Origin of the sequence: Massilia suwonensis, assembly GCF_042655665.1 — a bacterium.
GTDB classification, from domain to species: Bacteria; Pseudomonadota; Gammaproteobacteria; order Burkholderiales; family Burkholderiaceae_D; genus Telluria; species Telluria suwonensis.
The window spans coordinates 200483-216440 of the sequence record NZ_JBHSMR010000014.1; the positions used below are offsets into that span (position 1 = coordinate 200483).

Annotated in this window: 10 protein-coding genes; 7 read left to right on the plus strand and 3 right to left on the minus strand. The window is 67.5% G+C overall.

All coding sequences use genetic code 11. The annotated features are described in order from the left end of the window. Nucleotides 1-990 carry a GGDEF domain-containing protein gene (locus tag ACFPQ5_RS21230; RefSeq protein WP_379760534.1) on the minus strand — a complete coding sequence of 330 codons (990 nt, stop codon included), beginning with the start codon at nt 988-990 and terminating at the stop codon, nt 1-3. 162 nt (nt 991-1152) lie between these two features. On the opposite strand from ACFPQ5_RS21230, the gene ACFPQ5_RS21235 reads away from it, so the two are divergent. After that, entirely contained in the window at nt 1153-1863 is a 711-nt protein-coding gene (locus ACFPQ5_RS21235; protein ID WP_379760536.1) for an SDR family oxidoreductase, read from the plus strand. Nucleotides 1864-1875: 12 nt separating this feature from the next. Here the strand turns inward: ACFPQ5_RS21235 and ACFPQ5_RS21240 are convergent, their stop codons facing one another. Next, nucleotides 1876-2148, minus strand: a complete 273-nt coding sequence (locus ACFPQ5_RS21240; RefSeq protein ID WP_379760538.1) for a hypothetical protein — start codon at nt 2146-2148, stop codon at nt 1876-1878. A gap of 49 nt (nt 2149-2197) precedes the next feature. Then, complete coding sequence (locus ACFPQ5_RS21245) at nt 2198-3196, minus strand: FKBP-type peptidyl-prolyl cis-trans isomerase (protein WP_379760540.1); 999 nt, start codon at nt 3194-3196, stop codon at nt 2198-2200. Between the two features lie 747 nt (nt 3197-3943). Here ACFPQ5_RS21245 and ACFPQ5_RS21250 point away from each other — a divergent pair. The 6 genes from ACFPQ5_RS21250 to ACFPQ5_RS21275 all read left to right on the plus strand — a co-directional run bounded on the left by ACFPQ5_RS21250 (nt 3944) and on the right by ACFPQ5_RS21275 (nt 15955). Beyond that, entirely contained in the window at nt 3944-10351 is a 6408-nt protein-coding gene (locus ACFPQ5_RS21250) for a peroxidase family protein (protein ID WP_379760542.1), read from the plus strand. Between the two features lie 124 nt (nt 10352-10475). After that, nucleotides 10476-10724, plus strand: a complete 249-nt coding sequence (locus ACFPQ5_RS21255; RefSeq protein ID WP_379760544.1) for a hypothetical protein — start codon at nt 10476-10478, stop codon at nt 10722-10724. A gap of 23 nt (nt 10725-10747) precedes the next feature. Next, nucleotides 10748-12433 carry a type I secretion system permease/ATPase gene (locus ACFPQ5_RS21260; protein ID WP_379760546.1) on the plus strand — a complete coding sequence of 562 codons (1686 nt, stop codon included), beginning with the start codon at nt 10748-10750 and terminating at the stop codon, nt 12431-12433. 12 nt (nt 12434-12445) lie between these two features. Continuing rightward, nucleotides 12446-13783: an HlyD family type I secretion periplasmic adaptor subunit gene (locus tag ACFPQ5_RS21265; protein WP_379760548.1), complete on the plus strand. Its 1338-nt coding sequence runs from the start codon at nt 12446-12448 to the stop codon at nt 13781-13783. A 40-nt stretch (nt 13784-13823) separates the two neighbouring features. Beyond that, nucleotides 13824-14099 (plus strand): hypothetical protein, encoded by a 276-nt coding sequence (locus ACFPQ5_RS21270; protein WP_379760550.1) that lies wholly within the window; start codon nt 13824-13826, stop codon nt 14097-14099. Continuing rightward, nucleotides 14096-15955: a multicopper oxidase family protein gene (locus ACFPQ5_RS21275; protein WP_379760552.1), complete on the plus strand. Its 1860-nt coding sequence runs from the start codon at nt 14096-14098 to the stop codon at nt 15953-15955. Before ACFPQ5_RS21270 ends, ACFPQ5_RS21275 begins: the two co-directional genes overlap by 4 nt. Nucleotides 15956-15958: the final 3 nt, after the last annotated feature.

The following is a 15958-nucleotide window of genomic DNA, read 5'->3' on the forward strand; positions in this document are numbered from 1 at the left end:
TCAGGCGCGGAAGGCCGCCACGCGGTTGCGCCCACGCGATTTCGCCGCATGCACGGCTTCGGCGGCGCGCGTGATCACGTCGTCGAATTCGCCATTTTCCGCAGGCAGGGTCGAGGCCACGCCGACCGACATCGTGACGATGCGCCGCTCCGGCAGCGGGTGTGACAGGGCCAGGCGTTCAAGCGCGGCGCGGCAGGCTTCGGCCACCTGCACGGCGCCGTCCAGGCCGGTATCCGGCAGCAGGATCGCGAACTGCTTGCCGTCGTAACGGGCGGCGAGATCCGACGGGCGTTTCAGCTGCCCGGTCAGCACGCCCGCCATCTTGCGCAGGCAGAGGTCGCCCGCTTCGCGCCCGAGGCGGTGATTGAAATAGCCGAAACTGTCGACGTCGCACACCAGCAGCGAAAGCGGCTGGCCGTTGCGGCGCGCGCGCTGCCATTCGCCTTGCGCGACCTGGTCGAAGCGGCGCCGGTTCGGAATGCCGGTCAGGCTGTCGACGCCGTCGATGCGGTCGAGTTCGGCCTGAGCGCGGCTCAGCAGGGACTGCGTTTCCACCAGGCGGCGCAGGGCGTCGTCGCGTTCGAGCAGGGCGCGGTTGGTAGTGGCGTGGTAGCGCAGGCGCGCCAGCAGCTCGGTCTGCGCCGGCAGTTCGGAGAGATAATCGCTGGCGCCGGCGGCAAAGGCGGATTCGCGGCCAGCCGTGCTTCCATTCGGCGCCAGCACCATCAGCGGCACGCCGGCGAGGGCGCCATGTGCGCGGCAGGCGCGGATGAATTCGCCGCTGTCCTCGCTCCCGCCCAGCGCCCGCACCAGCACCGCCGGACGCAGGCTGGCCGCCTGCTCGAGCGCCTGGACGGCATCGGTCAGCACCAGTTCGAGGTCGTCGGCCCCCAGCAGCATCTCGCGCAGCGCGCCGGCAAACGGCGGCGCGCCGACCAGCAGGACGCGGGAAGGACTGTTCAGTGATGCAAGGGCAGGGACGTTGGACATCGCGGCTCGGTCGGCGAAAACAGGGTGAAAGGGGCGCTTCATTTTACCCTGAGGCACTTACAAATTGTTGCATTCAACCCATTTTGGGTAACGTTGGACAAGCTTCTGTGGCGCCGCCGCGTCTTCGGCTATGCTTGGGCTCCCATCCTGGAGGAGAATTGCATGAAAGCCATCGTCACCGGCCATACGAAAGGCCTGGGCGCCGCCATCGCCGCCGAGCTGGTCCAGCGCGGCATTCCCGTGCTCGGCCTGGCGCGCAGCGGTTCCGGCGCCGCCTCGCCGCTGCTGACCGAGATCGAGGTCGATCTGTCGGATTGCGCGGCGCTGGCCGCCTTCCTGCAGGGCGACGCGCTGGCAAGCTGGCTGCGCGACGAGGGCGCCACGCTGCTGGTCAACAATGCCGGCGTCGTCTCTCCGGTCGGGCCCCTGGCCGAGCAGGATCCGCTGGCGGCACTGCGCGCCGCGACCCTGAACGTGGGCGCGCCGCTGGCGCTGGCAGCGAGCGTGGTGCGCGCCAGCCGCGGCGAGCGGCGCATATTGCACGTTTCGAGCGGCGCCGGCCGCAATGCCTACCCCGGCTGGAGCGTCTACTGCGCCACCAAGGCCGCGCTCGACCGCCACGCCGAAGCCGTGCTGCTCGACGGCGACAGCACGGTGCGCTGCTGCAGCCTGGCGCCGGGCGTGATCGACACCGGCATGCAAGCCGAGATCCGCGCCACGCCGGAAGCGAATTTCCCGATGAAGGAGCGCTTCGTGCAGATGAAGCAGGAAGGCGCGCTGGCGGCTCCCGCCGACTGCGCGCGCAAGCTGGTCGACTTCCTGCTGGCGCCCGGCTTCGGCACACAGGCGGTCGCCGACCTGCGCGATGCCTGAGGCCTGCCCGCGCTAGCACTCCGTACCGGTCGTATCGGAAAACAGCACTGGCAGCGCCGCTCCGCTCCGGCGCCGCGGCGTGGTCGCGCGCAGCGTTGCCAGGCCGTCGAGCACGCGCCGCGCCAGCGCGGGCGCGACGCCGGTTTCGCGCATAAAGGCCGCGGCCACCCCCGGGCCGAGATTGAGCCGGTAGGCGATGGCGACGTCGATCAAGGCGCCCAGCACAGGATCGGCGCGCCGCTCCCCACGGCGCTGCGTGAACGCAGTATCCAATTGATTCCCCATGATCTGTCCGGCCGCGGCCCCTGCCTGGGGCCGCGGCGCGCCGGATGGCCTATTGCACGCTGATAAGCTCGACCTCGAAGAGCAGGGGAGCATCCGGTGGAATCGCCGTGCCGCTGCCGCTGCGGCCATAGGCCAGCGAGGCCGGGATGATCAGGGTGCGCTTGCCGCCGGCGCGCATGCCGAGCAGGCCCTGGTCCCAGCCGGTGATCACCTGGCCGGCGCCGAGCCGGAAAGTAAAGGGTGTCTTGCCGATCGAGGTGTCGAACTGCGCGCCCTTGAAGTCGGCCTTGCTTGCGTCGTACAGCCAGCCGGTGTAGTTCACCGTCAGCGTGCGTCCGGAAGTGGCGAGCGTGCCGCTGCCCTCCACGGTATCGATGCGCTGGAATGCCGGCCCCTGGGCTTGCGTCGTGGTCGCGCGTTCCTTCGTGTAGCGGGCGTCGGCGACATAGCCGCCGCCGGAGGGAGAAAGCAGCACCAGCTCGCCCTTGTCGAGGGTGAGCGCGCCGGCGCCGCTGGCCGCCGGCTGCGTCCCCGCATCGGCCGTGCACACCGCGCCGTCGGGATAGCCGATGCACCAGGACAGCACGCCGTTGGCGCCGGTGGTCGTGGTCACCGCCGGGCCGCTGCGGCTGCGCGTATAAGCCGGAATCGAAATCGTCACCAGGTCGAGCGCCACCTGCGTCGCTGTCGCACCAGGCGCCAGCAGGGCGGCCGCGGTACTGGTGCTGCCGTAGGTGAGCGTGAAGTCGGCGCTCAAGGTCTCGGAAGCGATCGCCGTACCGGCGCAGCCGTCGGCGGCGTGGAAATTGCGTACCAGGTTCAGGCGCAGGGCATGCGCGCCGCCATCGGCCATGGCCAGGGTCGCCGTGTCCTGGCTGCGGCCCTGGCAGGGACCGTACCAGGTGCCGGCATAGGCGGCCAGCGCCAGTGGGGTTGGTGCCGGCGTGGCGGCGACCGGGGGCGTACCCGTTGCCGGCGCAGCCGTCGTCGCCGTGCTTCCGCCTCCACCCCCGCAAGCGCTCAGGCCGAGACAGGCCAGGGCCAGCAAGCCGGCGCCGGATCCGAGGCGTTTCCAGCGCGGCCGGGAATGAACATCATTCGATTGAGAGGCAAGGCAGTAAAAGCCATCCCGAGTAACGGGAAAAAGTGCGCGCATTATTATCTCCCCAGGTGTTCTAATTTCCAGATCTCAACAAGTTTTGGTCAAACCTAATTACCTTCTGTTTTTATGGAATGCAATCGGCAAACATATGCACCGTTGTACCGATTTTGAAAATGACGAAAACGCGCATTTCCGCACATTCTGTACACGCAAATTCGGAAAGCACAATTGGGTAAATATAACCGGCGGGTCACTTAGGTGCGTATGCAGGTCAAATAATGCACCTACACGCTATCTTGCCTAAAATCATGTCTTCTACGGGGCGTAGGGCTCTCATTCGTAAAGCTGGCATTTTCGATGTGTCTTACGAGCTTGTAGGTGATCTCTTACGCGCTATGCATAAATTCCGGCTGATAGTTATATTTTATGGAACGAAAATCTGCGGATGTGTTGTTTTTGTAACATGTAAAAATTTATGCATTTTGCGTAAATTTTTTATGCTAGCTTAGTAAATACGCCTGTATTCACTTCCGGTTACTTTTGCAAATCCGGCCTTATCGCCGTGATTCTCCAAAGGTATGGCCTCGCTTTGCCTGGCGTTTGTGGAAACGGGTGGAAAGCACGGATATCTGCGTTGTTCGAGCAGTGAACAAACAAAGAAGCGTGGTCCAAACTATCTCAGGGGAAATTAACATGGCTACGAATCCGCAGTACAACTTCAACGTCAATCTGGATGACTTGACCTTCATTCTGAAGCAGATCAAGATCGCGGAAGACACGACCAATCCCGACGGTTCCATCAACGGCGCGGCACTGCGCGAGATGATCGGCAGCCCGCTGCTGCCGTATGGACTGCGCACGGTCGACGGCTCCTGGAACAGCCTGCTGCCCGGCATGGAACGGATGGGCGCTGCGGACAACATCATGCCGCGCCTGGTGCCCGGCGTCTTTCGCGACGCGGAAGGCGTGCCGGCCAACTTCTTCGGGCCGGGCGTCCCGGGTGTGGCGAGCAGCAGCTACGCCACCAGCACGCCCGGCAACATGGTGTTCGACTCGCAGCCGCGCATCATTTCCAACCTGATCGTCGACCAGACCGGGCGCAATCCGGCGGCGGTGGCCGCGGCCGACGACCGCGCCGACATCGCCACCTTCCCGGGCTTCGACGAGGTCCACGTCTCGCCCGACGGCACCCTGCAGATCCCGAACCAGTCGCCCGACATCGGCCTGTCGCCGCCGTTCAACGGCATGATGGCGCTGTTCGGCCAGTTCTTCGACCACGGCCTCGACCTGATCAGCAAGGGCGGGGGCACCGTGTTCGTGCCGCTGCAGCCGGACGACCCGCTGTACGTGCCGGGCAGCCCGACCAACTTCATGGTGCTCAGCCGCGCCGTGAATGCGCGCGGTCCCGGCCCTGACGGCATCCTCGGCAATGCCGACGACGACCTGCGCGGGCACACCAATACCACCACGCCTTTCGTCGACCAGAACCAGACCTATACCTCGCACCCCTCGCACCAGGTGTTCCTGCGCGAATACAAGATGATCGACGGTAAGCCGCTCGCCACCGGACGTCTGCTCGACGGCGAGCACGGCGCCGGCAACTGGGCCGAAGTGAAGGCGCAGGCGGCGCAACTGCTCGGCATCCAGCTGACCGATACCGACATCTTCAACGTGCCGCTGCTGGCGACCGACCGCTACGGCGAATTCCTGCGCGGGCCGAACGGCTTCGTGCAGATCGTCACCGCGCACGGCCTGGTCGAGGGCAACCCGAGCGCGAACGGCAACCAGGGCGTGGCGCTGCCGAACGACACCCTGCGTACCGGCCATGCCTTCCTCGACGATATCGCGCACACCGCGGTTCCGGGCACCTACGACCACGACCACGATCCGCGCACGCCGCAAGTGCAGCTGGTGCCCGACAGCGACGACGCAACCGGCCTTGCGGCCGGCCAGCAACAGCCGGTCGGTACCTACGACGACGAGCTGCTCGACCGCCACTTCATCACCGGCGACGGCCGCGGCAACGAGAACATCGGCCTCACCGCCATCCACGAGATCTTCCATAACGAGCACAACCGCCTGGTCGAGGAATACAAGCAGACCATCCTCGCCAGCGGCGACCTGGCCTTCGTCAACGAATGGCTGGCCAAGGACGTCACGGCCATCCCGACGGGCGCCGCCGACATCGCCGCCCTCCAGTGGGACGGCGAACGCCTGTTCCAGGCCGGCCGCTTCGCCACCGAGATGCAATACCAGCACCTGGTGTTCGAGGAATTCGCGCGTGCCGTCCAGCCCAGCATCGACCCCTTCGTGTTTTCCAACTCGGCCGACATCGACCCGGCCATCATGGAGGAGTTCGCCAACGTCGTGTACCGCTTCGGCCACTCGATGCTCGACGATACGGTCGCGCGTACGACCGCCAGCGGCCAGAATGACGACATCGGCCTGATCGAAGCCTTCCTCAATCCGGTCGCCTTCGACAAGGACGGCGGCCTCGATTCGCACAAGGCGGTGGGCGAGATCGTGCGCGGCATGTCGCGCCAGGTCGGCCAGGAGATCGACGAATTCGTCACCGACGCACTGCGCAACAACCTGGTCGGCCTGCCGCTCGACCTGGCCACGCTGAACATCGCGCGTGCCCGCGAAACCGGCGCACCCAGCTTCAACGAGGCGCGCGCCGCGTTCTACAAGATGACCGGCGACAGCCAGCTCAAGCCGTACACGAGCTGGGCCGACTTCGCGCCGCACATGAAGAACCCGGCCTCGATCATCAACTTCATCGCCGCCTACGGCCTGCACCCGAGCGTCGCCCTGGCGACCACGGTCGAAGCCAAGCGCGCCGCCGCCACCCTGCTGGTGATGGGCGACTTCGACCTGAACAAGGACGGCGACATCAATGCCGATCCCGACCTGGTCGGCCCGACCTACCGCCTGGAGACGGCACCGAGCGACCGCCTCGACTTCCTGAACGGCACCGGCACCTGGAAGGACGTCGAAACCGGCTTGAACAAGGTGGACTTCTGGATCGGCGGCCTGGCCGAGGCCAAGCTCGAATTCGGCGGCATGCTGGCGCCGACCTTCAACTTCGTCTTCGAATCGCAGCTGGAAAACCTGCAGAACGGCGACCGCTTCTACTACCTGAGCCGGACCCAGGGCCTGAACATGCTCAACGAGCTGGAAGGCAACCTGTTCTCGGCGATGGCGATGCGTAACACCGACATCGGCGACAAGGGCAGCACGACCCACCTGCCGGGCCTGATGTTCTCCACGCCCAGCTACACCCTCGAGATGGACCAGAGCAAGCAGCAGACCGGCATCGGCGTGGGCGGCCATGGCGACCCGGGCCGCGTGAACCCGGTGCTGAACGCCTTTACTTCGCTCGTCACCCGCGTCGCGCCCGGCGCCGACGTCAACGGCGACGGCTACAAGGACGGCGGCCAGCTGATCTACGCCTACGACGGCCCCGACCACGTGGTGCTGGGCGGCACGCCCGGCAACGACATCATCAAGGGCGGACGCGGCATGGACACCCTGTGGGGCGACGAGGGCGACGACATCCTCGACGGCGGCGACGAGGCCGACCAGGTCCATGGCGGCGACGGCGACGACATCATCACCGACCACGGCACCCCGGCCGGCGCCGCCGACTTCCTGCGCGGCGACAACGGCAACGACGTGATCAGCAACGGCGCCGGCAACGACATCGTGTTCGGCGGCGCCGGCCAGGACTTCTTCATCGTCGGCCCCGACTTCACCGAAGTGTTCGCAGGGGAGGGCAACGACTTCATCCTCGGCGGCAACGGCCCCGACGGCCTGATGGGCAACGAGGGCGACGACTGGATCGAGGGCGGCGAGGGCTTCGACAGCCTGTCCGGCGAAAACTCGCAGCTGTTCTTCAACAGCACCATCATCGGCCACGACGTCCTCAACGGCCAGGGCAACGACACCGACTACGACGGCGAGTCGGGCGACGACATCATGGTGCAGGGCACCGGCATCCAGCGCAACAACGGCATGCTCGGCTTCGACTGGGCCATCCACAAGGGCGACCCGGTGGCGGCCAATTCCGACCTCGGCATACCGATCTTCGGCCAGCAAGCGCCCTTCATCCTGCGCGACCGCTTCGATTCGGTCGAGGGCCTGTCGGGCTGGAAGTTCGACGACGTGCTGGTCGGGACCAACCTGCCGACCGGCGCGGCCGGCGGCGAGGGCGCGGGCGGCATCATCGGCGGCCCGGCCACCGACAGCATGCTGCTGCAAAAGAACGTGGCGCTGATCAACGGCCTGCAGGAGCTGCTCGGCGTACCGGCCGTGGCCAACCCGGAGGCGGTGGTGTTCAACCCGCAGACGGGCGCCGACATCCTGATTGGCGGCGGCGGCAGCGACCGCATCACCGGCAAGGCCGGCAACGACCTGATCGACGGCGACGCCTGGCTCAACGTGCGCGTCAGCGTGCGCTCGAAAACCGATCCCAACGTCGAGATCCGCTCGGTCGAGAGCATTGCCGAACTGAAGGACGACATGCTGGCCGGCCGCATCAACCCGGGCCAGCTGCGCATCGTGCGCGAAATCCTGCAATCGACCACCAAGACCACCGACATCGACCGCGCCATCTATTCGGACGTGCGTGCCAGCTACGACGTCTCGCGCAACGCCGACGGCACCTGGACGGTGGCGCACGTGCGCGGCACCGCCACGGACGGCATCGACACCATCCGCAACATCGAGGAACTGGTGTTCACCGACGACGTCTTCAACCTGACCGGCGAGCCGCACATCGACGACATGTCGCCGACCGAGCGCCACCTCCTGACCGCGACCCCCGGTTCCGTGGCCGCCTTCAGCAACGTGCCGGAATCGGCCATCAGCTACCAGTGGCAGGCCCTGGTGAACGGGGTGTTCGTGAACATCGCCGGCGCCACTGGCGCCACCTTCATGCCGCAGCAGGCGCAGGTCGGCCAGCAGCTGCGCGTGGTGGCCAGCTTCATCGACGCCACCGGCGTCAGCCGCGCGATTCCCTCGGCCGCGACCAAGGGCGTGGGCGACCAGGTGATCGGCACCGCCAACAGCGAAACCCTGAACGGCACGGCCTTCGACGACGAGCTGATCGGCCTGGGCGGCAACGACATCCTGAACGGCGGCGCGGGTGCCGACGTCATGGATGGCGGCGCCGGCAACGACACCTTCATGGTCGACGACCTGGGCGACGTCGTCATCGAGGGCGTCAACGGCGGCACCGACACCACCCAGACCACGCTGGCGGCGCGCACCCTGGCGGCCAACCTGGAAAACCTCACCTTCGCAGGCACCGGCGACTTCGTCGGCACCGGCAACGCGCTGGCCAACACCATCATCGGCGGCAACGGCAACGACACCCTCGATGGCGCCGGCGGAAACGACCGCCTGCAGGGCGGCCTGGGCAACGACACCTACATCGTCAGCGAGACCGGCGACGTCGTGTCCGAGCTGATCTCCCAGGGCGTCGACACGGTGCGCACCACGCTGGCCGCGCACATCCTGGCCGCCAACGTCGAGAACCTGGTCTACACCGGCACCGGCAACTTCACCGGTACCGGCAACGTCGAGGCCAACAGCATCAGCGGCGGCGCCGGCAACGACGTGCTCGACGGCGGCAGCGGCGGCAACGACAGCCTGTTCGGCAACGATGGCAACGACACGCTGCGTGGGCAGGGCGGCGACGACCTGCTCGAGGGCGGACTCGGCGACGACAGTCTCGACGGCGGCAGCGGCAACGACACAATGCGCGGCGGCAGCGGCGACGACACCTATATCGTCTCGGCCACCACCGACATCGTGACCGAACTCGGCAACGAGGGCAACGACACCGTGCGCACCGCGATATCGTCCTATACGCTGGGCGACGAGGTGGAAAACCTGACCTACACCGGCACCTCGTCCTTCGCCGGTACCGGCAATGCGCTGGCCAACGTCATCACGAGCGGCGCCGGCGCCGACACCCTCAACGGCGGCGCCGGCGTCGACCGCATGATCGGCGGGCGCGGCAACGACACCTACGTCGTCGACGAGGCGCTCGATGCCGTGGTCGAACTGGCCGCCGGCGGCACCGACACCGTGCGCACCACGCTGGCCAGCTATACGCTGGGTGCCGAGCTGGAGAACCTGACCTTCATCGGCACCGGTTCCTTCGCCGGCGAAGGCAATGCCCTGGCCAACATCCTCACCGGCGGCACCGGCGACGACACCCTCGACGGCGGCGTCGGCGCCGACCGCATGGTCGGTGGCCTGGGCAACGACACCTACATCGTCGACAACGTGGGCGACATCATCACCGAGAACACCGGCACAGGCTTCGGCATCGACCTGGCGCGCGTGAGCGTGTCCAGCTACACCATGGGCCTGAACCTGGAAGACATGGTGTTCACCGGCAGCGGCAACTTCACCGCCGTCGGCAACACCCTGAACAACACGATCACCGGCGGCGACGGCGACGACAGCCTGAACGGCAACACCGGCACCGACCGCATGATCGGGGGACTCGGCAACGATACCTATTACGTCAACACCAGCACCGACGTCGTCGTCGAGCTGGCCGGCGGCGGGATCGATACCGTCATGTCGAACGCGACCAGCTGGGTGCTCGCTGCCGAGGTCGAGAACGCCACCCAGTACGGCGGCACGGCCAACCTCACCGGTAACGCGCTGGACAACTACCTGAAGGGGGGCGGCCTCAACGACATCCTGCGCGGCATGGACGGCAACGACCGGATCGAGGGCGGGGCGGGCAACGACCGTCTCGAAGGCGGCTCCGGCAACGACATCTTCGTGTTCGCGGCCCCCGGCTTCGGCGCCGACACCATCGCCGGCGGTTTCGACTTCGACCCGGCGGGCGGCCAGGACCTGCTCGACATCTCGGGCCTGGGCATCACGGCGGCCACCTTCGGCAGCAGCGTCACCATCGCCGACCTCGGGGCCGACCTGCGGGTGACGATCGGCACCTCCGGTTCCTTCGTGATCCAGGGCGTGGGCGATCCGGCGTCGATCACCATCGACGACTTCCTGCTGCAGGGCCAGGTCGCACCGGCCGGCCTGGCGGCGCCCGGTGAGTTGCTGGCGTCCTGAGACAAGGGGGAGGAGAGAGCACGGCCCGTAGTACGGCAGTACCGGCCGGGCGCCGACAGCATGGCGGCGCCCGGCCCGGACAACACAACGACGAAGTCAAGAAACAAAACCAGGGGAGTACATCATGCGCATCACAAAGAAGTGCCTCACGGGCGCGCAACGGCTGCATGCCGCGCTCGTTGAAACCGATCCAGCCAGTCCCGACCTGATCCTCATCCGCGCGTCGGGCTTCTTGCGCCTGCCACAGCTGCGAATGACCGCGATGTCCGCGTCGTGTCCCGCGCACGCGCACCGTGCGCCGCCTGGAACCGGGTACGCCGGCAGGCCATGCCGCCGCCGCGCCGCGCCGAACAAGTCCGACAAGTCCGCCTGAATCCACCGCTCCGGGAGAACCACATGAAAACGATCTGGCGCGAGCTGCGGCCCCTGCTCGGGTATATGGCCCTGTTTTCCTTTTGCGTCAACCTGCTCTACCTGGTGCCGGCATTGTTCATGCTGCAGGTATTCGACCGCGTGTTGACGACCAATAGCCGCGAGACCCTGGTGGTCCTGATGGCCGGCACCGCGATCGCGATGATCGTGCTGCTGCTGCTCGACTACGTGCGCCACAGCCTGCAGGGCGTGCTGGCCACCATCGTCGACGAGCGCCTGGCGCGCCCGCTGGTGGAGACCCTGGTCGAGCGCGCCGCGCGCACCCCGCATGCCGGCATCGGCGAAGGCATGCGCGATCTGGCCCAACTGAAGACCGTGCTGTCCTCGAACGCGCTGGCGGCGCTGCTCGACGCACCGTGGGCGCCGCTGTTCCTGGCGCTGATCTGGGGCTTCCATCCGGCGCTGGGCCTGGGCGCGCTGGTCTCGGTGAGCCTGATGCTGGTGCTGGCCTGGCTCAACCACCGGGTCAGCCGCGCCGCCATCGAAGGCCTGCAGACCGACGGACGGCGCGCCTCGAAATACGTCGAAAGCTCGCTGCGCAATGCCGAGGTGCTGCAGGCGCTGGGCATGACCGGCAAACTGCTGGGCCGCTGGCGCGCGCTGCAGGACGAGGTGGCCGGCGCCCAGGCCAGCGCCGGACGCACCGGCGTCGTCTTCACCGCGCTGACCCGCTTCCTGCGCCAGGCGATCCAGATCGCGATGCTGGCGCTGGGCGCCTGGCTGGTGATCAGCCAGGAGGCCTCGGCCGGCATCATGATCGCCACCACCGTGCTGCTCGGACGCGCGCTGCAGCCCGTCGAGCAGCTGGTCGGCAGCTGGCGCGCGCTGGCCGACGGCCGCGCCGCCCATGCCCGCCTGCGCACGCTGCTGGACGAGGCCGCCGCGTACGGCGAACAGGTCGAGCTGCCATGCCCGGAAGGGCGCCTGCAGGTCGAGGGCCTGTCCTACCGCGCCCCGGGTTCGGGCAAGCCGATCCTGTACAACGTCGCGCTGCACCTGGAACCGGGCGAATCGCTGGCCGTGATCGGCGCCAGCGCCGCCGGCAAGTCGACACTGGCGCGGCTCCTGATCGGGGTCTGGGCCCCGGCCGGCGGCAGCGTGCGCCTGGACGGCAGCGACGTCGCCGTATGGAAGCGCGAAGGACTGGGCCAGTGGATCGGCTACGTGCCGCAGGACGTCGAACTGTTCGACGGCACCGTCGCCGAAAACATCGCGCGCCTCGACACGGTCGATTCCGAGCGCGTGATCCGGGCAGCGAAACGCGCCAATGCCCACGAGATGATCGTCGAATTCGCCAACGGCTACGACACCCAGGTCGGCGAGAGCGGCCTGCGCCTGTCGCCCGGCCAGCGCCAGCGCATCGCCCTGGCGCGCGCGCTGTATGGCAATCCGCGCCTGGTGGTGCTGGACGAGCCGAATTCGAATCTCGACGGCGCCGGCGAAGTGGCGCTGGCCCAGGCCGTCAGCGGCCTGCGCGCCGATGGCGTCACCACCGTGATCATTACCCACCGTCCTTCGCTGGTTGCCCACGTCACCAAGATCCTGGTGCTGGAAGCCGGCCGCGTGAAGCGCTACGGCGCCGCGGGCGAAGTCATGAAAGAGATGCAGCGCCAGGCGCAGGCGGCCGTCGATACCGCCAGCGTGGCTTGAGGAGGAAAAGAGATGGATACGACGATCGAATTGGTACAGGAAGAACGCGCCTTTACCGCGAGCGAAGAGCAGGGCCGGCGCCTGGGGCGTCTCGGCATGCGCATCTTCCTGCTGGCGCTGCTGCCGCTGGGTGCCTGGGTCTGCAGCGCGCCGCTGTCGATGGCGGTGGTGGCCCCGGCCTATGTGAAGGTGGACCTGAACCGGCGCCCGATCCAGCACCTGGAAGGCGGCATCGTGCGCCAGGTGCTGGTGCGCGACGGCCAGCGCGTGCGCGCCGGCGAACCGGTGTTGATGCTGGGCGACGTCGGCGTGGACGCCGACCGCAACCGCCTGGCCTACCGCGCCGTGGTCGAGCGGGCTGGCCTGGCGCGCCTGGAGAGCGAACAACTACGCGCCGCGGCGCTGCAGTTCCCGCAAGACCTGCGCGACGCGGCCGAGCGCGACCCGCGCGTGGCGCAGGCCCTGGCCAAGGAGGCCGGCCTGTTCGCCAGCCGCCGCACCTCGCTCGACAGCGAAGTGGCGCTGATGCGCGCCCAGCGCCAGCAGATCGGCAGCGAAGCCGAATCCCTGCGCGCCCAGATCGCCAACATCGAGCGCTCGCTGACGCTGCAGCGCCAGGACCTGGAACTCAACCGCGGGCTGCAGCGCGACCAGTTCATCTCGGCGGCCAAGCTGTCCCAGCTCGAAGCCGCGGTGTCCGACTACGCGGCCAAGGTCGACGAGCGGCGCTCGGAACTGGCGCGCGCCGCCCAGCGCATCGCCGACATCGACCTGCGCATCCGCTCGCTGCAGAACGCCTACGTGCAGACCGCCAGCGACGAAGTCAAGGCGACGCTGGCGCGCCTGACCGACATCGACCAGGAAGTGCGCAAGACCGACGACGCCGCCAGCCGCCAGGTGGTGGTGGCGCCGGCCGGCGGCGAGATCATCGACCTGAAGTTCACCTCGCCCGGCGCCGTCGTGCGTCCGGGCGATTCGATCGCCGAGATCGTGCCCTCGGATGCGCGCCTGATGCTGGAAGCGCATATCCGGCCCGAGGAGATCAACCATGTCCACCTGCGCCAGAAGGCGCGCATCAAGTTCACCGCGCTGAAGTTCCGCGGTGCGCCGATGGTCGATGGCGAGGTGACCTACATCTCGGCCGACCGCCTGGTCGACAAGGCCACCGGCCAGTCCTACTTCAACGTGTTGATCGCGGCCGACGACAAGTCGCTGCAGGCGCGCCACGAGCTCACGCTGCAGGCAGGCATGTCGGCCGAGGTCTACATCGACGGCAGCACCCAGACCCCGCTGCAGTACCTGGTCGAGCCGGTGATGTCGACCTTCCGCAAGGCGGGCCGCCAGCTCTAGGACGGGCCGGGAGATGAACGGGCGGCGGCAAGGGATCGAGATGCGGCGCTACGCCATCGTCAACGCGGTGCTGGCGGCCGCGGCGGCGCTGGTGCTGGCGCTGCACGACGATCCGGCGGCGCCTGCACCGCTGGGCGCCACGCCGCATGCCCCGGCGGCACGGGCGGACGCTCAGGCCGTCATCCAATCCGCGCGCCTGCAGCCGCCGCTGCGCGCGCTGGGCGAACCACGCCGCCTCGCCGTCCCGCAATCGGCCCCCCTGGCGCGCGTGCGCAGATCCATCAGATTGTTGTTGAAGAACTGGAGTACATCATGAAACCCGACGAAGGAAACGAAAACGACGACACACGCATCCTCACCCGGCGCAGGCTCGCCGGCGCTTCGATCGTGGCGGCCGGCGCCGCCGCGTTTGCCGCCGAAACCAGGCTGGGCCTGTTCGACGCGGCGCCCGCCGCGCCGGCCGGCCCGGCCTTGCCCGCCGCCGCCTCCACGGGCGCCGCCAAGGCAGCCGCCGCCGGCGCCGCGCCCGGCAGCCCGGTCGCCACGGCCGGCACTGCCACCGGCATCACCAGCTTCAAGAGCGCCGAGGTCGGCCGCGCACCCTACACCACGCCCTTCATCGTGCCGCTGCCGATGCCGCCGATTGCCGAACCGGTCAGCAGCCTCAGTCCCGAGCCCGGCGAGTACCCCGACGAGAAGGAAGCGGGACGCCTGCCGCACCAGGCCTGGAGCCGCTTCCCGCCGCAGAAGTTCTACTACCTGAAGGTCGAGGCGAAGGACCACGAGTTCCACCCCGAACTGCCGAAGCAGAAGATATGGGGCTATGGCGGCGTCACGCCGGGACCGACCTTCGTCGTCAAATACGGCGAGCCGATCCTGGTGCGCATCGAGAACGCGCTGCCGCTCGACCACGTCGGCTACGGCACGCCCGAGATCTCGACCCACCTGCACAACGGCCACACGCCCTCGGAGAGCGACGGTTTCCCCGGCGACTACTACAGCGAAAGGAAGTGCGGCTCGACCCTGAGCCGGCCCGGCAAGTTCAAGGACCACCACTACCCGAACGTCTGCTCCAACTTCACCGCCTACCCCGACACCGGCGGCGACCACAACCTGGCGCTGGGCACCCTGTGGTACCACGACCACCGCATGGAGTTCACGGCGCCCAACGTCTACCGAGGCCTGGCCGGCTTCTACCTGATCTTCGACGACCTCGATTGCGACGACGAGAACGACGATCACGAGGGCGCGCTGCGCCTGCCGTCCGGCGTCGGAAAGTACGATATCCCGCTGGTGTTCCAGGACCGCCGTTTCGATTCGGGCGGCTACCTGTTCTTCGACCAGCTCGATCCGGAAGGGATCGTCGGCGACAAGTTCCTCGTCAACGGCAAGGTCCAGCCCTTCTTTTCCGTCGAGCGGCGCAAGTACCGTTTCCGCATGCTGAACGGTTCGCCGCTGCGCTTCTACGAGTTCTACCTGGTCTACCAGGGCGCCGACCAGAGCTTCGTCCAGATCGGCAACGACGGCAACCTGCTGCCGGCGCCGGTCACGACCACGAAATTGCGCCTCGGCGTGGCCGAGCGCGGCGACCTGATCGTCGATTTTTCTCCGTATCCGATCGGGTCCAAGCTGTACATCGTCAACAAGCTCGAACACCTCGACGGGCGCGGGCCGACCGGACGCATTTTAAATCCCGGCACGCAGATCATGCGCATCGACGTCGACAGTGAACCGGCGTCGCCGGACAACAGCCGCGTGCCGGCCGTGCTGCGCCCGCTGCCGCCGATCGACCTGCGCAAGTCGCGCCCCGAGCGCCGCTTCGACTTCGGCCGCCTGAACAATATGTGGACCGTCAACGACAAGCTGTTCGACGAAACCAAACCGATCGTATCGGTCAAGCGCGGCGTCGAGGAGATCTGGACGCTGCGCGGGAAGGGCAGCTGGAGCCATCCGGTGCACATCCACTTCGAGGAGATGCGCATCCTGTCGCGCAACGGCCGGCCGCCGCCAGCGCACGAGGCCGGGCGCAAGGACGTGTTCGTACTGAGTCCCGGCGAAGAGGTGCGCATCCTGGTGTGCTTCCGCGACTTCGTCGGCAAGTACGTCATGCATTGCCATAACACGGTGCACGAAGACCACCACATGATGGCGCGCTTCGACGTCGTGGCTTGACAC